We start from the raw sequence: 21,850 nt of genomic DNA, 5'->3' as shown, positions 1-21,850 counted from the left end.
CTTTTTTTTGCTTTGCATTGGGAACATATGATTATTATCACATTAAAATAACATTATCTAATTTAGAGTAAATGCCATGAGGTAAAATGGCATGAAAGCAGAACGACATAAAAAAATAATTAATTTTTTAAAAAACGCAGGCTCAGCAAAAGTTTCTGTTTTATCGAAAGAACTGAATGTCACAAAAGAAACCATTAGAGCAGATTTAAATTCTTTGGCAAAAAAAGGAATTATTAACCGTTGCCATGGTGGCGCATTCATTGAATTTGAATCCCTAGATAAGGTTGCTAAAAAAGAAATTATACAGTTTCTGGAATGTAACGATAGCCTTAATGAAATAACCAATAAGGATGATTCAGTGAACGGCAAAGTTTGTGTATTAGGTTCATTTAATGTTGATATGATTAGTTATTTGCCTCGATTACCAGAGGCAGGCGAATCATTATTATCAAACAAATTTATTTTTTCACCAGGTGGCAAAGGTTGCAATCAGGCTTTAGCTGCAAGTTATTCAGACTCACAAGTCCATTTTATTACTAAAATTGGCACTGACCAATTTAGTGATTATGCGGTGAATTTTATTTCATCATCAAAAATTAAGACATCAGCAATTTACCAAACTGAAAAGTTCCAAACGGGTACAGCATCAATTTTCGTGTCAGAAAATAGTGGCGAAAACATTATTTCCATATATCCTGGCTCAAATATGGATATCAGTGCTGATGAGGTAAAAATTCAAAAAGATAAAATTATTAATTCGAATATTATCTTGCTACAACTTGAGACAAATATTGAAGCCTTAAGGGAAATTATATCGATAGGTAATGAGTATAATATACCGATTATTTTAAACCCTGCACCTTATAGTGATATTGCTATCGAACTACTTGAAAAAGTCGATATTTTAACGCCGAATGAAACGGAAGCCAGTTTGCTATCCGGAGTGAATGTTGTGGATATGGAGTCGGCTAAAAAAGCAGCCGACGTCATCTATCATAAAGGTGTTAAAAAGGTTGTGATCACATTAGGAAGTAAAGGCTCTATTGCTTACGATGGCAATAAATTTATTTACTCACCGGCCTACACAGCGGTGGTCAAAAATACGGCTGGCGCTGGGGATGCTTTCAATGGCGCATTGGCGGCCTCATTAGCAAAAGGTAAGCAATTTTCGTATGCGTTGCGTTATGCTTCAGCATTTTCATCGCTTGCGGTAGAAACGAGCAAAGCTTCAGAAATGCCTGAAGATATTAACGTGATATATCGTATTAACCAAACAACCTACTCTCAGGTTGTCACTCAATCCCCTGAATAATTCATATTCTGAAAGAGGAATAAAAATGAAAATTTTATTTATTGGTGAGTCATGGCACATTCATATGATTCATACTAAAGGCTACGACAGTTTTACTTCGAGTAAATATGAAGAGGGTGCAACATTTTTATTAGATTGCTTAAGAAATAAAAATGTTGAAATTGATTATATGCCTGCTCATACCGTTCAAATGGCATTTCCTAAAACGGTAGAAGAGTTAGAGAAATATGACGTCGTTGTCATTAGCGATATTGGTGCAAATACTTTCTTACTGCAAAACGATACTTTTTATAATATGAAAGTATTACCAAATGCACTGCAATTAATTAAGCAGTATGTCATTAATGGCGGTGGATTATTAATGATAGGTGGCTATCTATCCTTTATGGGAATTGAGGCTAAAGCGAATTATAAAAATACATTATTAGCAGATGTATTACCGGTAGAAATGCTTGATGGTGATGATCGTGTTGAAACACCTGAAGGTATTTTTGCAGTACCAGTCAATGCAGAACATGAATCCGTTAAAGGATTTGGACAATGGCCAATGTTTTTAGGCTATAACAAAGTTAAAGCTAAAGAAAATACAGAAACCGTTTTAAATATTGGCGAAGATCCTTTATTAGTCTTTGGTCAATATGAAAAGGGTAAAACAGCCTGCTTTATGAGTGATTGCTCGCCACACTGGGGAAGTAAAGAATTTATGGCTTGGGAACATTACTCTGACATGTGGGTAAATATCCTAAAACAGATCGCTCGTTAATTCAGTTATTGTCAAAAGTAAAATATCAAAAATAAGAAATTAAGTGTGGGGAATTTCCCCCGCACTTTGTACTCCGATTACAAAAATAATGACTCATAGTCAAAAAATCCAAAAGGAATATTTTATGAGTGCAAAAAGTTATTCTACACCATTACTGATGATAGCGACGGTTTTAGCCGGGATGTTATCGCCAATGCAATCTGCCGTTAATGGGCAGCTCGGGGATGTATTAAAAGATGGCAACGCAAGTGCGGTAATTTCGTTTGCTAGCGGTCTTGTCGTCATGTTTTTTATTATCATAGCGAAAAAACAGACTCGTCAGCAATTTGCCTCTATTCCAAGTTTAATTAAACAACGTAAAATTCCATTGTGGAACTGGTTTGCAGGCCTTTGTGGCGCAATGGTGGTTTTCTCTGAAGGGGCTTCTGCCAGTGCACTAGGGATTGCCACTTTCCAAACCGCATTGATATCGGCGCTATTATTATCAGGCCTATTGTGTGACCGTTTCGGTATTGGTATCGATGAGAAAAAACCGTTCACCCTTTTTCGCGTATTAGGCGCTGTTTTTGCCGTGGTAGCCACCTTATTTGTGGTGTCTCCACAATGGCACTCTACCTCTGCTATCTATTTAGCCATTCTTCCTTTCTTAGCGGGTCTATTAGCGGGTTGGCAACCAGCGGGTAACTCTAAAGTGGCAGAAGCGACAGGTTCAATGATGGTATCTATCACATGGAACTTTATTGTCGGCTTCACGGTTTTGACTGTCGCTTTGGTGATCCGTATGGCTCTTGGTCACATTACTCTTGAATTACCGGGGGTGTGGTGGATGTATCTCGGTGGTCCATTAGGGCTAATGTCTATTGCGTTAATGGCAATCTTAGTTCGTGGATTAGGGCTGTTAATGCTCGGAGTTGCATCAACAGCAGGGCAATTACTGGGTTCAGTTCTGATTGATTTACTCTTGCCATCATTGGGTAACACTGTCTATCTGGTCACGATTATTGGCACACTGTTTGCGCTGGTTGGTGCAATTATCACAACAATTCCTGAGTTTAGAGAAGCAAAAGCTGTGAAAACGGCAGGAGTGTAAAATGAAAGGTTATATTCAGACTGTCACTGGGCCAGTTAAAAAAGAAGATATGGGTTTAACCCTACCACATGAGCATTTGTTTAACGATCTCTCTACCGTTGTCGATGAACCTTTTTACGATTTCTCGCATGTGTTGGTCGATAAAAAAGTCAGTGCAGATATTCAATGGGGGCTAAAACACGATCCTTATTGCTGCTGTGACAATATGGATAAAAAACCTATCGACGATGTGATTTATGAAGTGAATAACTTTAAGGAGCTTGGCGGTAAAACGCTTGTTGATGCGACAGGCTCCGAAGCAATTGGTCGAGATGTTCGTCAATTGCGAGAAGTGTCCATTAAAACAGGTATCAATGTCGTTGCCTCATCAGGCTTATATATCGAAAAATTTGAAGGCGAGCGCCTAGTAAAAAGTATCGATGAAATGGCGAAAATGATTGATGACGAATTGAATATTGGTATTGATGGCACTGATATTCGAGCGGGGATGATTGGCGAAATTGGGGTTTCTCCATTTTTTACGGAAGGGGAAAAAAATAGCCTTAGAGCCGCATCCGTCGCTCAGCTTGCCAATGATCATGTCTCGATGAATATCCATATGCCTGGTTGGCAACGTCGTGGTGATGAAGTATTGGATATTTTAATCAAAGAGATGGGCGTTAATCCCGCTAAGATCTCATTAGCGCACTCAGACCCATCAGGAAAGGATATCGATTATCAGCGTCGTATGTTAGACAGAGGCGTATGGCTTGAGTTCGATATGATAGGGCTTGATATTTCATTCCCTAAAGAAGGGGTCGCACCAACTGTTACAGAAACTGTTGATGCGGTTTATAAGTTGATAGAGCTGGGATATAGCAATCAGATCGTTTTGAGTCACGATGTGTTCTTAAAACAGATGTGGGCAAAAAATGGCGGAAATGGATGGGGCTTTGTACCGAATGTTTTTCTATCGCTTCTGGCGAAGAAAGGCGTCGATCAAGCCACCCTTGACCGCTTATGTATCGATAACCCAGCTAACTTATTAGCTTAATCAATAATCTCCCCTTGTTTTTTTCTGTTCGATTTTGCGGTGATAGCTAAGCTATTGCCGCTTTTTGTTTTTTATGGAACGTGAAAGCAAAAGGGCTTTTTGTCGATAATTTCCGTTTTACTATTTTTTATTATTGAGAATGCTATTGGTGGATATGACTTGTAAAAATAATATTTCGAATGGTTTTTATTTCAGATGAATGTAATGGAAATTACGCCAATATAATGGTGCCAAATTGTTCTATTTGAATATAGAGGGAATGTAGGCCAAGTAACATTATTGACAAAAAACGATAACAACGATGATGTAAATGAGATACACTTTCGCGCATTAAAATAACAATAGATATTACGGAAAAACGTTGCACCTGCATGATAGATTAAGACAATTTGCAGCCTATCTTGCGCTACTTGCAGTAGCAATGCTGTTTATTGCACCATTGGTCTCAAAGTCAATGATGCAAATGGCTGATTGTTCTTCAATGGAAAATATGGCACCACACGTGATGCACCATTCGCATCAAGGTGCTCTATTGCCTGAAGAATGCCATTCTAACGGCATGATGAATCATCTGTTAATGTCGGGAGTCGGACTATCGCCGATGGAAGACATTGCCTGTGGTTATTGCCAGTTGTTGATCCATTTTCCATTTATCATTCTATTTATTGCCATTGCAATTCGCCAATTGGCAACGCTGACGACGCGGATCCCCCTTGAGCCTTGTATTCATCCATATTTGTTTCGGCCTTGGTCTCTGCGTTTTGCGCGCGCTCCTCCGTCTCTCTTTTCTTATTAATTATTGATCATTTTAAATTCACAATGTTGCATTTGCCGTATTGAGTGCAAAGGGCTTCGCCTGCTCTCTATCTTGAATTTGATTATCGAATTCAGGCGGCATGGCTACGTCATAAAGAAAAGAATTAGGCAAAATAATGAACAAAGAAAAATGTGTAATCGCACCACTGACACTTTTAGTAACGACCGCGATATTGTCGAATAGCGCAGTCGCTGAGGCAGAGAATCAAAGTCAATTTTCAGAACACTCAGTGATGATAGTCACTGCCCCCGTTGATTCACCATTAACTATCAGCACCTCACCAAAAACACCTAGACAGCCAGTGCCGGCGAGTGATGGTTCTGATTATTTGAAAACGATCCCCGGCTTCTCGCAAATTCGTAATGGCGGCACGAACGGTGACCCCGTTTTTCGTGGCATGTTTGGCTCTCGCTTACGGATTTTAACTAATGATAGTGAGATGTTAGGCGCTTGCCCATCTCGCATGGATGCCCCAACCTCTTATATTTCGCCAGAAAACTTCGACCTATTAACGATGATCAAAGGGCCTCAGTCAGTTCTTTGGGGACCAGGTAACTCGGCAGGTACAATTCGTTTTGAGCGTGAAAAACCCATTTTTGATAAAGCGGGTGTTCAGGGGAATGCAAGTGCGTTAACGGCCTCTAATCAGCGTTGGGATGCGAATGCAGATGTCAGTATGGGGAATGAAAAAGGTTATTTACGCTTAATAGGTAATAAATCTCGCTCTAATGATTATAAAGATGGAGATGGTAAGAAAGTGCCATCAAAGTGGGATAAATGGAATGCGGATGTTGCTGTAGGCTGGACGCCAGATGAATACACGTTACTTGAGCTTACCGCGGGGAAAGGGGATGGTGAAGCTCGCTATGCAGGTCGTGGAATGGATGGCTCGCAATTCAAACGCGAAAGTCTAGGTGTGCGTTTTGAAAAGACAAATATTGGCACAGTGCTTGATAAGCTAGAAGCAAATATGTACTACAACTATGCCGACCATATTATGGATAACTATTCATTACGTGACACAAGTGGCTCAATGGGGGGCGGCTCTGGTCATATGGGGCATATGATGGGCGGTGGTCATGGCATGATGAATATGCCAATGAAAATGCGTGTTGATCGTAAAACGGTGGGTGGCCGAGTTATGGGAACTTGGTTATGGAACGATTACGAATTACGTGCAGGGGCCGATATGCAAACTAATACTCACCGTAAGGAGAGCAATAACCACTGGAATAAGGATGCAACATTCCAAGATTATGGGCTGTTTGGTGAGTTAACGTGGAATGCAAATGCGCATGGGAAAGTCGTTACAGGTGCGCGTGCCGATAGGGTATTAGTGGATAATGAGACCGCGGTAGGGTCATCGGGGCGCAATACTGTGATGCCAGCAGGGTTTGTGCGTTATGAGCATTCGCTTTCTGATATGCCTGTCATGCTGTATGCCGGTGTCGGTTACACTGAGCGTTTCCCTGATTATTGGGAGTTATTTTCACCAACCTACGGCCCTGATGGAACAAGCAATGTGTTCGATCATTTAAAAACGGAAAAAACGACCCAGTTAGATATCGGTGCAAAATATAGCAATGATAAAACTAACGCATGGGTTTCCGCTTATATTGGGCGAGTCGATGATTTTATCCTATTCCGTTATAACCCACATAATTCGCGACAAAGTCAAGTTGAAAACGTGAATGCGATGATCATGGGGGGAGAAATGGGCGTCGCCTATAAGCTCAGTGATGCGTGGAAAGCGGATGCAAGTCTCGCTTATTCTTGGGGGGAAAACCGCAGTGATAGGCAACCATTACCGCAGATGCCGCCATTAGAAACCCGTTTTGGTTTATCTTGGGAAAAGAATGATTGGACGGCAACAGGGCTAATGCGTATTGTCAGTAGCCAACATCGTGTGGCGATTAATGATGGTAACGTAGTCGGGAAAGACTTCGGTAGCAGTGCTGGTTTCACGATTTTCTCCGTTAATACCGCTTATCGGGTGAATGATCATGTTAAGTTAAGTGCTGGTGTTGATAACCTATTTGATAGAAATTATAGCGAACACCTAAACTTAGCGGGTAATAGTGGGTTTGGTTATTCCTCTAATCAACCCGTGAATGAGCCGGGCAGAACGTTTTGGGCGAAATTGAACTTAACTTTCTAACGAGAAGCGGTTTTATCAAAACAGAACACCCGAGGTAATATCGGGTGTTCTACAAAAATAACGTTTAATTGTGGATGCTTATCGACCAATATTGCGTAGCGCATTGCCTTTCATTAGGTTCTCTTCTATCTGCTCTAATGAAACATTTTTTGTTTCTGGGACAAAATAGAGCGTGATAATAATAAATACAGCATTTAACCCAGCATAAACCCAGAAAGTATTCGTATCCCCTAAAGTCGATAGCAGTGTTAAGAACGTAGCGCTAACGATCATATTTGCTACCCAATTTGAGGTAGTTGAACAGGTGATACCGAAATCACGACCTCTCAGTGGTTGTATCTCAGAACATAAGACCCACATAATCGGTCCCGCACTCACGGCAAATCCAATAATAAAGATAAGTAAAAAGGCAATACTACTATATTGGATTAGAACGGTATGCGTATCAAAAGAGAGCAAGTAGGCGAGTAAGCCGATACTGATTGCCATGACACTAAAGCCAAAGATCAATAATTTTTTACGGCCAAAACGGTCAACGATTGAGATGGCAAAAATGGTTGTTATGACGTTGACTAAGCCAATAAGAACTGTGCCATACATTTGTTGGGTGGTACTTTCAAACCCCGCTAATGAAAATATTTTAGGGGCATAGTACATAATGACATTGATACCTGTCAGTTGCTGCATAAATTGCAGAGCAATACCCAAAAATACAGTACGTCGGAAATTACTGTTATTTTTAAATAAACCGAATCCCGATTGCTTGATCTTTAGGCTATTAAAAATATCATCCAGCTCTTGGAACGCTTCATTTTCTGATTTTCTTAATTTTAATAATATAGTTTTAGCATCATTCGATCTATTTTTACTGGCAAGCCAACGGGGGCTTTCGGGTAAAAAAGTGACGCCAATAAAAAGCAAAATAGCAGGGATAGCTGTGATCCCTAACATCCAACGCCAAGCATGATCATAACTAAAAGCGGTATCAGAAATAAATGCAAGTAAGATACCTATTGTAATCATTAATTGATACATAGATATCATTCCACCACGGATCTTTTTCGGTGCGATTTCTGATAAATAAGCTGGAGTTGTGAATGAAGAAATACCAATTGCGAGTCCTAATATGACTCGCGAAATAATAAGTATATTGGCATTAGGGGAAAAGGCGGAGCCTAATGCACCAATAATAAATAATATTGAACTGATCAGTAAACTCTTTTTTCTACCACTTAAAGATGATAACCAACCGCTAATAATAGCGCCGGCTGCGGCACCAAACATCATTGAGCTGACAACCAGTTCTTGCTGGGTTGATGAGATATCAAACTGTTGACTAATAAAGGGAAGTGCACCAGAGATAACCCCCGTATCTAAACCAAAGAAGAGGCCTGCGAGTGCTGCCAGTAAACCGACAAAGATAACCATAAGACTTGTTGAGGTATTATTCTTAACCATGATTATTAGTCCTTTATTGCAAAGTTGGATTATTAACTCAGTTATCTGTCCTTTAAAAAGATGAAACTAAAATTTATGCTAACGTGATATTTGTTTATTTTCAACACTCGATATATTTAATATGAACTTTAATGAAGTAATATTCAAATAATTATTAACATCATAGAATTGATTATCTATATTTGATGGACTTTTAATGATGATTGTTTTTATGAAAATGAAATGAAAGTTAATTATCTGTTAGATAAGTTATTAAGATTAAATATAAGAAATAAAGAAAACTAACTCAGTGTAAGTTAGTTTTCTTTAATTTAATCAAATAATGACAGGGATATAATAATTTAATTCTTTAAGATAGAGGCGTGAGTTTTCAATAAACTCTTTATAATCGGGCGTAGACTTTAAAACATAGTTTTCAATGTCACAGCCTTCACCCCGAGCAATATCCATACTCGCAAGTACTTTTCCATATACGGTATAGATAATGTCGTTGTAATCAATACCGTGGAGTTCATCACACGTAAACTTAATTTGTAGATAATCGCCAGCAGGGAGAGTTATGCTTTTAAGATTAGGGGTAGGGGAGTCAACACCACTTTCTTCAAAGGTTGTGGTATAGCAGAATTGCCCCTCTTGATAATTGATAGAATCAACACCGTGGATAGCATACATATTGGTTGTGACACACTGAGCCTCATTGATAAAGTCTCTCCAATAGTAGCGTCTCAGCTCTTGGGTTTTAAAATTCCATTCATTGATGCTTTTGGTATAGCGATGCTGTTTACCGATAACCTTAACGGGATCTAATTTGGTTAGGCTGACCTTAACGCTGAACTCTTTACTTTCTCTTAGTGGCAGGCAAAAACCTTCAATTTTCCATCCGGTACGTTTGCGGTATTCAGAAGGGGTGATATTGAATTGTTTTTTAAATGCACGACAAAATGTTTGCTGTGAATCGAAACGATAGCGTAAAGAGATATCCATGATGCTATCATTAGTTAGCCTCAATGCCACGGCTGAGCACGATAATCGTCTAGCACGAATGTAAGAACCGAGAGCAAGTCCTGTTTGGTTTTTAAATAGGCGCTGAAAATGCCACTTGGTGTATCCTGATTTTTCGGCAACAGTATCTAAAGACAGGCGTGACTCTAAGTTTTTTTCGATCCAGAGAATCATTTCTCTAATAACACTTTCCTGAAGCATGATGACCCTTTTAAATTAACTTTGCCCAAAGTATAAAATCATAACTGGCTAAAAATTGGACTTTTATACTAGACAGATACATCCCAGTCGGTATCAGGATAGCATGCCGACTGAGAATTTTTTTAAATAGTTGTGAAGTTAAGTAAGTTTCTCGTTAAATTGACCTTAACCAAAATGTCTAGATTAATCTAATTCATAGGGTCATAAATTGATAGATTCGATATTCCAAATTTGTGAGGCATAGTCTTGGATTGTTCTATCAGTAGAAAAAAAGCCCATATTACAGATGTTTTTTGCTACCTTAGACTGCCAAGATAATGGGTCTTGATATAAATTGTCGACTTGTTCCTGTGTATTGATGTAACTACGATAATCTGCAAACAATAAATATGGGTCACCGCCATCGAGCAAGCTGTAGGTTAAATCTTGATAAAAGTTAGGAACGTCAGGTTTAAAGTAACCCTGTGCTATCTGGTCTATCACTTGTTTCAGTTCAGCATCATTTTCATAATACCAACGTGGATAGTAGTAATTCTGTTTGATTTGTTTTACTTCATCGATGGTATGACCAAAGATAAAAATATTATCGTGGCCAACATGTTCGCGTATCTCAACATTTGCCCCATCGAGTGTACCGATGGTCAATGCACCATTTAGTGCGAATTTCATATTACCGGTTCCGGAGGCTTCTGTACCTGCAAGTGAAATCTGCTCAGAAAGGTCGGTGGCCGGAATTATTTTCTGAGCTAGGCTTACTCCATAATCAGGAATAAACACCACTTTCAAGCGCGAACCGATACGCGCATCATTGTTGATAACCGCAGCAACATCATTAATGAGGTGGATGATTTTTTTTGCCGCGCTATATGAGGAGGCGGCTTTACCTGCAAAGATCACCACGCGGGGCACCCAGTTGTGCTCTGGATCTGCTAATATTCGATTATAACGAGTGATGACATGCAGTAAATTTAAGAGCTGCCGCTTATATTCATGAATACGCTTGATCTGTACATCAAATAAGGCTTCAGGGCTAACCACAATTTGTTGTGTCTGGGCAATAAAACGCGCTAATTTAATTTTGTTACTGTGTTTAACTTGTTGCAGCTTATCTAAAAATTGAGGGTAATCCATCCACTGCTTCAATTCAGTCAATTGAGGTAAATTAACTAACCATTGTTGGCCGATACAGCTTTCTATAACCGAAGTCAGATTTGGGTTAGCAATAGCTAGCCAACGTCGCGGTGTCACGCCATTGGTGATGTTGCAGAATTTATTAGGGAAAATTCGGGCAAAGTCGGCAAACAGAGAGTCGGTCATAAGTTGACTATGTAACTCAGAGACGCCGTTGACTTTATGGCAGACAATAGCCGCCAGCCACGCCATTCGCACAAGCTGCCCATACTCTTCATTAATGATGGAGACACGACGCGGCAATTCGTAATCTTGCGGAAACTTTTGGCTCACATGTTGCAAAAATTCGTCATTAATTTGATAAATGATTTGTAGATGGCGCGGCAGAATTTTACGGATCATCTCGACAGGCCAAGTTTCTAAAGCTTCACTCATCAGCGTGTGGTTAGTATAAGAGAACACGTTTTGTGCTAATGCTAAGGCATCCTGCCAACTGACTTGGTGTTTGTCGACTAATAGACGAATTAACTCAGGAATGGCAAGAACAGGATGGGTATCATTTAAATGAATTGCCACTTTGTCAGCTAAGTTATCCCAACGTTGGTAAACCAACCAATGGCGGTGAAGTATGTCTTGCACAGATGCAGAAACTAAGAAGAACTCTTGTTTTAAACGCAGCTCTTTGCCTGAATAGGTTGAATCGTTTGGGTAGAGGACACGAGAAACGTTTTCAGACTCATTTTTTTTCTTAACCGCGGCATAATATTCGCCATCATTGAAAATTTGCAGATCAAATTCATCGCTAGCTTTGGCACTCCATAAACGCAGGGTATTTGTTGCCTCAGTATTATAGCCAGGAATAATTTGGTCATAAGCGACAGCGATAATATCGTTCGTTTTTACCCACTGATAGCGGCCCTCTTCTTCGGTCACATGGCCTTCAAATTGGATTTGGTAGCGATTTTCTGTTCGAGGAAACTCCCAAGGGTTGCCATGAATCAGCCAATCATCAGGGGATTCGATTTGTTGTCCATTACGAATGGTTTGTTTAAACATGCCGTATTCATAACGAATACCATAACCACATGCGGGGAGATTCAGGGTTGCGAGAGAATCGAGAAAACATGCGGCAAGGCGGCCTAAGCCGCCATTACCGAGGCCGGGATCTGTCTCTTGCTCTAACAATTGCTCAAAATCAAAGCCAAGCTCAGCCACGACTTGGGTTAGATCCTCATGCATATTCATTGAAATTAATGTATTAGATAATGATCGACCGAGTAAAAACTCCATCGATAGATAGTAAACCTGCTTAAGCTGCTGTGAATAGGTTGCACGGTTCGTCGCCATCCATCGGTCAACGATCCGATCGCGAGCCGCCAGTATGATGGCTTCTAACCATTCTCGTTGTGTCGCAATATAAGGTTCTTTGCCAATCACAAATTTTAATTTATAGATAATGGAGCTTTTTAGTGCTTCTTGTGTCACTAGTGGCGAATGACATTCGTAAACAAAATGAGTGCTCACAATCTTATTCCTTATTGTTATGTAAATTATCTAACATCTCTTTTGTGACGAGAACGATACCTTGTTCTGTGCGATAGAAGCGTTGGCTATCTTCTTCAGGGTTTTCGCCAATAACGGTATTTTCTGGAATGACGCAGCCTCTATCGATAATACAGCGGCGTAAACGTGATGAGCGCCCAATATTCACTCCGGGCAGTAAAATAGAAGATTCGATATTACAGAATGAATTGACTCTCACGCGAGGGAATAACACAGAGTGTATGACAATCGATCCTGAAATGATACAACCCCCCGCAACAAGTGAATTCATGGTCATGCCATGGCTTCCCGAGCGGTCTTGGACAAATTTTGCAGGTGGTAAAGGCTCCATATAAGTACGGATAGGCCAGTTGCGGTCATACATATCTAACTCAGGGGTTACCGAGGCAAGATCCAGTGTTGCTGACCAATAGGCTTCTAATGTTCCGACATCGCGCCAGTAAGGAGGAACATCGGCATTGCTGGTGACACATGAATATTCAAAGGGATGAGCGAGAGCTTCTCTTCTGGCCACTATTTTGGGAATAATATCTTTACCGAAATCATTACTGGAACTCGGGCAAAGGCTATCGTCTTCTAACATTTTGTAGAGATAATCACTGTTAAAAATATAGATCCCCATGCTCGCTAAACATGAATCAGGCGAATCTTTTAGTACCGGCGGGTCTTGTGGTTTTTCATGGAATTGGGTTATCCAACGATTCTCATCAATTTCCATTACACCAAATTGATGGGCTTCCTCTTTTTTCACTTTGATGCAGGCAACGGTAAATTTTGCATCATTGTTAACATGATCGAGCAACATGCGTGAATAATCCATTTTATAGATGTGGTCACCCGCAAGGATCACAATATATTCTGCACGATAATTACGGATAATATCCATATTTTGATAGACCGCATCGGCCGTGCCTTTATACCAATGGTCGGTAATTTCGCGTTGCTGTGCGGGTAGTAAATCGACAAACTCATTCATTTCTTCATTAAAAAACGACCATCCTCTTTGGATGTGTTGTACTAATGAATGAGATTGATATTGGGTAATAACACCAATTCGTCTAATACCCGAATTTAGGCTATTTGATAATGCAAAATCGATAATACGAAATTTACCACCAAAATGAACAGCAGGCTTGGCTCGTTTACTCGTTAATCCTTTAAGGCGAGTACCTTTACCTCCAGCAAGGATCAAAGCAACGGCCTTTTGAGGCAAATGACGAGCTAACATCATCATATTATTCATATCATTTTGAGACATACCTTAGAACTCTCCAAAATAAGCAAACTGTTATTTAAAGATTTCCCTATTGGTGTATACCTTTCATATTTCAAGTTTTTGTTCTTTTGAACTCAATGACTTAACTATTATTTTGTCCGCCATCTACTGTTATTCAAAATATTCAAGTATAGTAAAAATTAATATAATCGTTTATTGATTACTTTTAATCTAAAAAAGATGACTTTTTTTATTTTTTTATATTACTTACATTCAATAATATACTAGACTTTAGAAATTTAAATATGACTTTAAATGTTTTTCTTTTTTGGAATAAAATTAGTCCTAAATCAACTGACATAAAATGTCATAATTAGTAACAATAAAGTTATTTATCTTAATAATAATATGGCGATAATCTTATGAATGTTTTTAAAGAGTGATTATATAATTTAATAAATAAAAATAATAAAACACATAAAAACCACATAAAACTTACATGTATAAAATTCTTAAAAAGACGGTTTAATGCTGAATAATACGAAGTTAGGATACACATTTTTTGTGATTAATGTCACAATAAATATCTAGGGATAAAAAGATCTATTTTAAAAATGTTCTTATGATTCACTGGGTTATGTTTTATGGCTAAAATTAATCATTTAGTACTATTCATAATTCGATGAGTTTTTTGGCGTCATTTTTTAATTTAAATCAATTAATTTATGGAAGCAGAATGCTAATTTACGCATCGTCAAAACTAACTTTACTTAATTTATTTTTTTAGGGGGTTATTATGCAAAAAGATAATATTGCAAAACTACTTGGTATCAAAATTCGTAAACAAAGAGAAAGTCATAAAATGACGTTAAAACAAACGGCTAGACTAATTGGCGTTTCTGAAGATGAGATGACTCGCTTTGAAAGTGGTGAAAGCTGTATCGATGTCGATTCTTTATTCCAATTTGCCTGTTTATTTAACTTGGAGCCAACGACGTTTCTGTATGGTGTTGTTAACGTTAACCTAGGTACACGCTGCACCATTCATTAATAGGCGTATGATACACTCAGGGAAGGCTATAAAATATCTTGTAAACACCGTCAACAAAAGCACCAAATATCAACATAGAGAGATACTATGAGAAAGTTAATCGGACCGGAAGGAATGACAGAGTCATTATCTTTTTTGGCTCTATTTCTTCCGGCCTTGATTGTTAATTAAGTAATTATACTGAATAGTTTGATTTTTATTATCAAAAAATAATCAACAAGGTTATTATTGAATACATTATTGATTTAGGTAGATTATAAATTCACTTATCAAATAAACTGATTTAATTCCAATTGATTTAAAATCGATTCAGTTATTTTATTGATATCAATTAATTGTGAGTTTATGACGATTTTGTTTGTTTTATGTGGATTTAAGATGAAATGGTCAAGCTGTTTTATAATCAATGAATTTTCGTTAATTATTGAGAATTGGTTATTAGACATTAGAAAATTCTCAAATTGGAGATCATGATGGCATTGCTTAAGGGATAATTTATCAGAAACATTCCCTGTATTAAAAAACAGTTCTAGCGAGGCTAAAAAGCCATTGCTGTCTTTTAAATTAATCATAAGCACATCACCTTTTTCAATGTGTGAAAATGGACGAGAATATTGAATTGAGAGGGAATCAAATTTAAATTCAGGCAGTAAATTAAGGAGCAGCGATACTTTTTCTGCAATTAATGAACGTAATGTCTCTTTGGAAAGGCAATCCATTTTATCAATTTGACGGTGGGCGGATAAGCGCAATAAACTACTATCACGAGTACTCTTATTTGATAAGATTGATTTCATTTCATCATACTGGTGAGAAAAACGAAGCAGGCTATTTTGGCAGATATTAACATCGTTGTATTTAGCTAATTTGAGTAAATTAACTAACTCATTGGTTCCATAATTTGGAACATTATTGAGTAAAATATTTTTTCCTGAATTAATCGCAGATTGAATAATAAACTTTAATAGCTCTTCACTGCATAGGGATGTCACGATAATTGTATCAACCGCATCATTGTCGATGAGATGCTCGATTTTTCTTTTTTGGCAAATAAAGTATGCAGCTGAAGGTATCGGTGAATCTAACGAACAAACGGAGTTGAGTTGACAATGATGTTGGCTATGCAATATCGCTTCTGTGTACCATGTATTGTGCGTGGGGGAGCCTATGAGGCCAATACCTGTCTTATTTAACGAGACAAGCGCATGCTGCTCTTCAAGTAAGCGAAGGTGGCCAAACAAATAGAGAAAATGTGTATTCATTACCAAGCTCCTCACCGAAAGGTTAGTTTCAGGTGTTTACATAATCTCAACATAACAGTGTGAAATAATAATTTCATTATTATTTTTATTGAAATTCATGTTTTCTGATGAGTCTCACAATTTTTAAAGACACTGGTAATAGGCTTAGATTTCATCCATGAGTGGTGATTAATAGCATCAAGAAACGAGGTACAGGTTAGTGAGTTTGGAGATTGCCGAAATTGAGGAATATTGAAAGGGAAGGGGAATCGATACCGCTTTGTAATGTTCCGGGCTAAGTCACAACGGAGGTATTTGTGTCCAAAGCCCGTCTTAAGATTAAACTAGCTTACTGCCTTGGCGATAAGCCAGTGCAACAGTGAGTGATTGCGCAAGACACAAGGTTGCTGACTGGGAACGGAAGGCATCAACTTGGGCTTCTTTGATCACAAAACAGACATCACTAAAACTAGCGAGTGGGCTGATTTGGCTATCTGTGATAACAATCTGCTTTGCGCCAGTTTGGGCGGCTTTTTCGCTCACCATAATGGTTTCTTCTGCATAAGGTGTGAAACTAATAGAAACCACAACATCTTTTTCGTTAATTCGGTTGATTTGCTCTTTGAACATACCACCAAGGCCATCGATCAATTGTGGACGGCACTCTAAGTGGCTAAGGGCATAGCTAAGATAGGTTGCAACGCTGAACGAACGACGTAACCCAATGATATAGACATTTTCTGCTTCGGCTAATAGGGTGACGGCTTTTTCAAGATCTTCAGCGGGGGTTCTCGCTGCCATTTGTTGTAGCGCTTGCGCATTTGAGTGAGCAAACTCTTTTAAAATCTGAGCAGGATCATCACTCAGTTCTTGGTCGCTATCCATTTCACGAAATAAACGGGCGCGATCGGTGTAACTTGCCGTTTCTTCCACTAAATTCATACGAAATAACTGTTTCATTTCGTTAAATCCGCTGAAATTAAAGGCATTAGCGAAACGGATTAAGGTAGATGGTGGAACATTGGCTTCCTTAGCGATGACAGCAACTGTATCAAAAGCCACACTATTTGTGTTATCTAAAACATATCGTGCTACTTGCTGTAGCCGTTTACTTAGTTCATCGTAACGGGAACGAACTTGCTCCTGAAACTCATTTAAATTCGATGCAGTTGACATAAAACCTCCGTGACTAGGCTATTGATTGTAGTTATTTTCAGCCGTTAGTCGAATTTTTTTGAAAAACTAATCCAACTAAATGGAATAATCAATTCATATTGCTTTTTATCTGAGGGCTGATTAAAACGATTTTTGAAACCAGTGTCTTTATCTTCAATCGACAATTTCATAAAAACTCAGTCTGGATCACATAAATTGAATGTTATTTCAGTTTTAGTTGAAAATGAAATGAATATTTCATATATCTTTAGCAACAAGGTAACTCTATCAGCTAAAGAGAGGCAACATGCAACAGATTCAGAATTTCATTGGCGGTGAACTTGTATCCAGCCAAAGTGGGCGTTTTGCACCCGTATATAACCCTGCAACCGGTGAACAAACAGCTCAAGTTGTGTTGAGCAGTGCTGCTGAAACTAAACAGGCAATAGAGGTTGCCCATAAAGCCTTCCCTAAGTGGTCAAAACTGTCTCCACTAAAACGTGCGCGTATCCTATTTAAATTTAAAGCCCTGCTTGAAGAGAATATGGATGATTTGGCGCGTTTGATTTCGAAAGAGCACGGTAAAGTATTTTCAGATGCTGTCGGTGAATTAACTCGCGGTCTGGAAGTCGTTGAATTTGCTTGTGGCATTCCACATTTACAGAAAGGTGAACATTCCGCCAATGTGGCAACCGGTGTTGATAGCCACTCCTTAATGCAGCCGTTGGGGGTATGTGCTGGCATTACGCCATTTAACTTCCCTGCGATGGTGCCTATGTGGATGTTCCCAGTCGCATTGGCAACGGGCAACACCTTTGTCCTAAAACCGTCGGAAAAAGATCCATCACTCGCTATTGAATTAGCAAAACTATTAAAAGAAGCGGGTTTACCCGATGGTGTTTTTAACGTTGTTCAAGGCGACAAAGAGTCCGTTGATGTATTGCTTCGTGCACCTGAAGTTCAGGCGGTCAGTTTCGTGGGTTCAACACCAATCGCAGAATACATTTACACAACAGCCTCAGAGCATGGCAAACGTTGCCAAGCACTAGGTGGTGCAAAAAACCACTGTATCCTAATGCCTGACGCGGATATGAACCTAGCGACAAATGCGATTATGGGGGCGGCGTTTGGTGCGGCTGGTGAGCGTTGTATGGCATTATCCGTCGTGCTTGCTGTTGGTGATGAGACCGCAGATACACTGATTGCAAACTTGAAACAGCAAATCGCTAAAATGACCGTAGGTCCGGGTATCGTTGATGGTAAAGAAAATGATATGGGGCCTGTGATTTCAGCACAGCATAAAGCAAAAATTTGTGACTATATCACCAGCGGTGAAAAACAAGGTGCTAGCCTGTTAGTTGATGGACGTGATTTCAAAGTGGCAGGTTTTGAAAATGGCTACTTTGTAGGGCCAACTCTGTTTGATAATGTCACTCCAGACATGGACATCTATAAAGATGAAATTTTTGGTCCAGTACTCGCCATTGTGCGTGTTCCAGATTTTGAAACAGGTCTGAAACTGATCAATCAACATGAGTATGGCAACGGTACGGCTATCTTTACTCGTGATGGTGAAACGGCTCGTGAATTCCAAGAGAATGTGATGGCGGGGATGGTGGGTATTAACATACCAATTCCAGTTCCGATGGCTTTCCACAGTTTTGGTGGCTGGAAACGTTCTATCTTTGGACCGCTGAATGTTCATGGAAATGATGGCGTACGTTTCTATACACGCATGAAAACGGTTACCAGCCGTTGGCCTGCAAGTGTCCGTCTGGAACATCATGAAAGCAGTTTCACAATGCCAACTATGGAATAAATGGAGCCCCATATGAATAAGCAGACAATGACCACAGCTCAGGCATTAGTTAAGTTTCTTAACCAACAATATGTTGAGGTTGATGGCGAGCAGTATCCGTTTATTCAGGGAGTATTTACTATCTTCGGCCATGGTAACGTAGTAGGTTTAGGGCAGGCGCTAGAAGAAGCGCCTGGGCACCTGCAAGTTTATCAAGGATGCAATGAACAAGGGATGGCGCATATTGCTACAGGGTTTGCGAAACAGAAAAAACGCAAGCAAATTTGTGCAGTGACATCCTCTGTTGGGCCGGGGGCAGCAAATATGGTGACGGCGGCTGCGACAGCGACCGCGAATCGCATCCCTCTTTTATTGCTGCCAGGTGATACTTTCGCAACACGTCAGCCTGATCCAGTATTACAGCAAGTTGAGCAATATGGTGATGGCACGATCAGTACGAATGATTGTTTCCGGCCTGTTTCGCGTTATTGGGATCGGGTATCTCGTCCAGAGCAATTGATGTCAGCGATGATCAATGCCATGCGTGTCTTAACCGACCCGGCAGATACGGGAGCGGTAACAATCTGCTTGCCACAAGATGTTCAAGGTGAAGCTTGGGATTATCCGGACTATTTCTTTGCTAAACGTGTTCATCGCATTGAACGTCGTCCAGCGACAACCGTGAGTTTAGAAGAAGCGGTCAGTTTAATTCGTAGCAAGAAAAAGCCACTGTTAGTCTGCGGTGGTGGGGTACGTTATTCCGAAGCGCATGATGCTTTCCGTACTTTCGCGGAGCACTATGCAATCCCATTTGGCGAAACTCAAGCAGGTAAAAGTGCCATTGTGGCAAGCCACCCTTTAAATGTGGGGGGGATTGGTACAACAGGCGGCCTAGCCGCGAACCTACTAGCAAAAGAAGCCGACTTAGTGATTGGTGTGGGAACACGTTTCACTGACTTTACTACCGCATCAAAGTCGCTGTTTAGTCACCCTGATGTACAGTTTTTGAATATTAACGTTGCTGAGTTTGATGCCTATAAGCTCGATGCCTTAAAAATTATTGCAGATGCAAAAGAAGGGCTAACGGCACTGGATGCTTTATTACAAGGTACTGGCTATCAAGCACAGTGGGGTGAGCGTATTCAACAAGCTAAGCAACAGTGGCAATCTGAGTTAGATAGATTATTCTCGATTCAATATAGCCCATTGAATTTTGTGCCAGAAATAGCGGGTCACCTTGATGATAAATTAGAGGAGTATCGTGAAGCGCTTGGTACAGAGTTGGCACAGACTCGCGTCTTGGGGCTAATGCAGCGCCATATGGAAGATGATGCCATCGTTGTTGGTGCAGCAGGGTCATTGCCGGGAGACTTACAGCGTATTTGGTTACCTAAGCATCCTGATACTTATCATTTGGAATATGGTTATTCATGTATGGGGTATGAAATTGCTGCTGCCATTGGCGCAAAAATAGCAGCCCCGGAACAACCTGTTTATGCGATGGTCGGTGATGGCTCCTATTTGATGCTACACAGTGAGTTACAAACGGCTATCCAAGAAAACGTGAAGATCACCATTCTGTTATTCGATAACGCAGGTTTTGGTTGTATTAATAACCTGCAAATGAGTCAAGGCATGGGGAGTTTCGGAACGGAAAACCGTCATCGTAACCCACAAACAGGGCAAATGGATGGTCCATTAGTTAAAGTTGATTTTGCTAAAAATGCCGAAAGTTATGGGTGTAAGAGTTATCGCGTACATGATGAAGCTCAATTGATCGCCGCAATTGAGGATGCTAAATCGCATTCAGGTTGTGTATTAATTGATATCAAAGTACTCCCTAAAACGATGACTAACGGTTATGAAGCGTGGTGGCGTACCGGAACAGCGCAGGTCGCGAAGAAACCGGAAGTGGTTGCCGCAGCAGACAAAATCAAAGACATGGTTGCTAACCGAGTACGGCAGTACTAAATCATTACTCTGTAGGGAGGGTAATGGGCTAAATGCTTTAGCCATCTCTTTGCATCGCTCAAAATAAGTTGAAATATGCTTGTTTAATAAGGGGAAATAATCCGCCTTAGCCAATCGGCACATTGAAATATTGAGAGCGGTGATGAGCTCTAATCAGACAAGATCAGGTTATTTATCGGGAAGTTTGCATGGATGCAGTGGTTGTTATTTGACGATTAAAGTGGTTGACGTCATTAGGTTATTTCTTTTTACCCAGCGAAAGCTGGGTTTTTTGTTTATCCATTTTGGGCATTGAAGGTTAAAAGCGATTTAATAAAATGATGAGCGTCGGCAAAGACTAAGTGAGATTGATGAAAAAAATACCATCAATCAGCGAAGAAGAGACACCTCAATGTTTCTCTAATAGGGCTGGGCATTGTCGAAGATTGTCGGGAAAGCAATATGATTTAGGTTGATGTATCACGGCAAGTGTTAACTCATTTTACCGAGTGCGAGAAAAAACGCATTTTGGTGAAGGTATGAAGTACTCGTTGGTGAAATGGCAACAACAATTCAAAGTCGAAAAGTCGTTTTCTTGGCATAAAGTGGCGTAACTCCTTTCACTTCACATCTTAAAGCTGTTCCTTTGATCGTTGGTCGTTCAGTTCGCTGGGAGCTTATCTTGTGCCATATTTATGGTTTTAGCGGGGGAACTCACGTCGACTCTTTCATTTTATCAGGAAAAAGGCAGTCAAAATAAAAGGAGTCGCTGTGACGAAATGATAATTAATGAAATGAATATTCTAAAATATCCGTTAAGTTGAATATCTCCCGTTATTAACCTTACTCTAATTGTGACTATCGGCATGCTCTAAAGGCTAATTGATTGAGTTTACATTGTTATTTTGTGA

At 39.7% G+C, this 21,850-nt stretch carries 15 protein-coding genes; 9 read left to right on the top strand and 6 right to left on the bottom strand.

Annotated elements, in window-relative coordinates; translation table 11 throughout:
• The first annotated feature begins 91 nt into the window (after window positions 1–91).
• The 6 genes from PR699_RS05755 (at window position 92) to PR699_RS05730 (ending at window position 7,173) form a co-directional block, all read left to right on the top strand.
• Window positions 92–1,312, top strand: coding sequence for a PfkB family carbohydrate kinase (locus PR699_RS05755; RefSeq protein ID WP_272572931.1), 1,221 nt, complete (start codon window positions 92–94; stop codon window positions 1,310–1,312).
• A 25-nt stretch (window positions 1,313–1,337) separates the two neighbouring features.
• On the top strand, window positions 1,338–2,075 hold the full coding sequence (locus PR699_RS05750; protein WP_004922167.1) for a glutamine amidotransferase: 738 nt from the start codon (window positions 1,338–1,340) through the stop codon (window positions 2,073–2,075).
• A 124-nt stretch (window positions 2,076–2,199) separates the two neighbouring features.
• The gene (locus tag PR699_RS05745) at window positions 2,200–3,165 is read left to right on the top strand and encodes a DMT family transporter (protein WP_036941236.1); all 966 of its coding nucleotides are present in this window, start codon (window positions 2,200–2,202) and stop codon (window positions 3,163–3,165) included.
• Window position 3,166: 1 nt separating this feature from the next.
• Window positions 3,167–4,198 carry a phosphotriesterase gene (locus tag PR699_RS05740; RefSeq protein WP_004922160.1) on the top strand — a complete coding sequence of 344 codons (1,032 nt, stop codon included), beginning with the start codon at window positions 3,167–3,169 and terminating at the stop codon, window positions 4,196–4,198.
• 361 nt (window positions 4,199–4,559) lie between these two features.
• Entirely contained in the window at window positions 4,560–4,994 is a 435-nt protein-coding gene (locus PR699_RS05735; RefSeq protein ID WP_014656445.1) for a DUF2946 family protein, read from the top strand.
• 136 nt (window positions 4,995–5,130) lie between these two features.
• The gene (locus PR699_RS05730) at window positions 5,131–7,173 is read left to right on the top strand and encodes a TonB-dependent copper receptor (RefSeq protein WP_014656444.1); all 2,043 of its coding nucleotides are present in this window, start codon (window positions 5,131–5,133) and stop codon (window positions 7,171–7,173) included.
• 78 nt (window positions 7,174–7,251) lie between these two features.
• Here PR699_RS05730 and PR699_RS05725 read toward each other — a convergent pair whose 3' ends face one another.
• The 4 genes from PR699_RS05725 to glgC form a co-directional block, all read right to left on the bottom strand.
• Window positions 7,252–8,631 (bottom strand): sugar porter family MFS transporter, encoded by a 1,380-nt coding sequence (locus PR699_RS05725; RefSeq protein ID WP_014656443.1) that lies wholly within the window; start codon window positions 8,629–8,631, stop codon window positions 7,252–7,254.
• A 315-nt stretch (window positions 8,632–8,946) separates the two neighbouring features.
• Window positions 8,947–9,834 (bottom strand): helix-turn-helix domain-containing protein, encoded by an 888-nt coding sequence (locus PR699_RS05720; RefSeq protein WP_272577826.1) that lies wholly within the window; start codon window positions 9,832–9,834, stop codon window positions 8,947–8,949.
• A gap of 201 nt (window positions 9,835–10,035) precedes the next feature.
• Window positions 10,036–12,489 (bottom strand): glycogen/starch/alpha-glucan family phosphorylase, encoded by a 2,454-nt coding sequence (gene glgP, locus PR699_RS05715; protein WP_014656442.1) that lies wholly within the window; start codon window positions 12,487–12,489, stop codon window positions 10,036–10,038.
• Window positions 12,490–12,493: 4 nt separating this feature from the next.
• The gene (gene glgC, locus PR699_RS05710; protein ID WP_004922133.1) at window positions 12,494–13,786 is read right to left on the bottom strand and encodes a glucose-1-phosphate adenylyltransferase; all 1,293 of its coding nucleotides are present in this window, start codon (window positions 13,784–13,786) and stop codon (window positions 12,494–12,496) included.
• 754 nt (window positions 13,787–14,540) lie between these two features.
• On the opposite strand from glgC, the gene PR699_RS05705 reads away from it, so the two are divergent.
• On the top strand, window positions 14,541–14,795 hold the full coding sequence (locus tag PR699_RS05705) for a helix-turn-helix domain-containing protein (RefSeq protein WP_004922128.1): 255 nt from the start codon (window positions 14,541–14,543) through the stop codon (window positions 14,793–14,795).
• A gap of 269 nt (window positions 14,796–15,064) precedes the next feature.
• Here the strand turns inward: PR699_RS05705 and PR699_RS05700 are convergent, their stop codons facing one another.
• Complete coding sequence (locus tag PR699_RS05700; protein ID WP_014656441.1) at window positions 15,065–16,057, bottom strand: hypothetical protein; 993 nt, start codon at window positions 16,055–16,057, stop codon at window positions 15,065–15,067.
• A gap of 318 nt (window positions 16,058–16,375) precedes the next feature.
• Complete coding sequence (locus PR699_RS05695; RefSeq protein ID WP_004922124.1) at window positions 16,376–17,212, bottom strand: MurR/RpiR family transcriptional regulator; 837 nt, start codon at window positions 17,210–17,212, stop codon at window positions 16,376–16,378.
• Window positions 17,213–17,498: 286 nt separating this feature from the next.
• On the opposite strand from PR699_RS05695, the gene PR699_RS05690 reads away from it, so the two are divergent.
• Both PR699_RS05690 and iolD read left to right on the top strand, forming a co-directional pair.
• The gene (locus PR699_RS05690) at window positions 17,499–19,010 is read left to right on the top strand and encodes a CoA-acylating methylmalonate-semialdehyde dehydrogenase (protein ID WP_004922117.1); all 1,512 of its coding nucleotides are present in this window, start codon (window positions 17,499–17,501) and stop codon (window positions 19,008–19,010) included.
• A 12-nt stretch (window positions 19,011–19,022) separates the two neighbouring features.
• Window positions 19,023–20,960, top strand: coding sequence for a 3D-(3,5/4)-trihydroxycyclohexane-1,2-dione acylhydrolase (decyclizing) (gene iolD / locus PR699_RS05685; protein ID WP_014656440.1), 1,938 nt, complete (start codon window positions 19,023–19,025; stop codon window positions 20,958–20,960).
• Window positions 20,961–21,850 lie beyond the last annotated feature (890 nt).

The organism is Providencia sp. PROV268, assembly GCF_028477805.1.
In the GTDB taxonomy this organism is placed as follows: domain Bacteria; phylum Pseudomonadota; class Gammaproteobacteria; order Enterobacterales; family Enterobacteriaceae; genus Providencia; species Providencia stuartii.
This window is presented reverse-complemented; position numbering and strand designations above follow the sequence as displayed.

Bases quoted from the DNA above. Each gene is read 5' to 3' on its own strand.
- PR699_RS05755 (WP_272572931.1), top strand. From the start codon at position 92: ATGAAAGCAGAACGACATAAAAAAATAATTAATTTTTTAAAAAACGCA.
- PR699_RS05750 (WP_004922167.1), top strand. From the start codon at position 1,338: ATGAAAATTTTATTTATTGGTGAGTCATGGCACATTCATATGATTCAT.
- PR699_RS05745 (WP_036941236.1), top strand. From the start codon at position 2,200: ATGAGTGCAAAAAGTTATTCTACACCATTACTGATGATAGCGACGGTT.
- PR699_RS05740 (WP_004922160.1), top strand. From the start codon at position 3,167: ATGAAAGGTTATATTCAGACTGTCACTGGGCCAGTTAAAAAAGAAGAT.
- PR699_RS05730 (WP_014656444.1), top strand. From the start codon at position 5,131: ATGAACAAAGAAAAATGTGTAATCGCACCACTGACACTTTTAGTAACG.
- PR699_RS05725 (WP_014656443.1), bottom strand. From the start codon at position 8,631: ATGGTTAAGAATAATACCTCAACAAGTCTTATGGTTATCTTTGTCGGT.
- PR699_RS05720 (WP_272577826.1), bottom strand. From the start codon at position 9,834: ATGCTTCAGGAAAGTGTTATTAGAGAAATGATTCTCTGGATCGAAAAA.
- glgC (WP_004922133.1), bottom strand. From the start codon at position 13,786: ATGTCTCAAAATGATATGAATAATATGATGATGTTAGCTCGTCATTTG.
- PR699_RS05705 (WP_004922128.1), top strand. From the start codon at position 14,541: ATGCAAAAAGATAATATTGCAAAACTACTTGGTATCAAAATTCGTAAA.
- PR699_RS05700 (WP_014656441.1), bottom strand. From the start codon at position 16,057: ATGAATACACATTTTCTCTATTTGTTTGGCCACCTTCGCTTACTTGAA.
- PR699_RS05695 (WP_004922124.1), bottom strand. From the start codon at position 17,212: ATGTCAACTGCATCGAATTTAAATGAGTTTCAGGAGCAAGTTCGTTCC.
- PR699_RS05690 (WP_004922117.1), top strand. From the start codon at position 17,499: ATGCAACAGATTCAGAATTTCATTGGCGGTGAACTTGTATCCAGCCAA.
- iolD (WP_014656440.1), top strand. From the start codon at position 19,023: ATGAATAAGCAGACAATGACCACAGCTCAGGCATTAGTTAAGTTTCTT.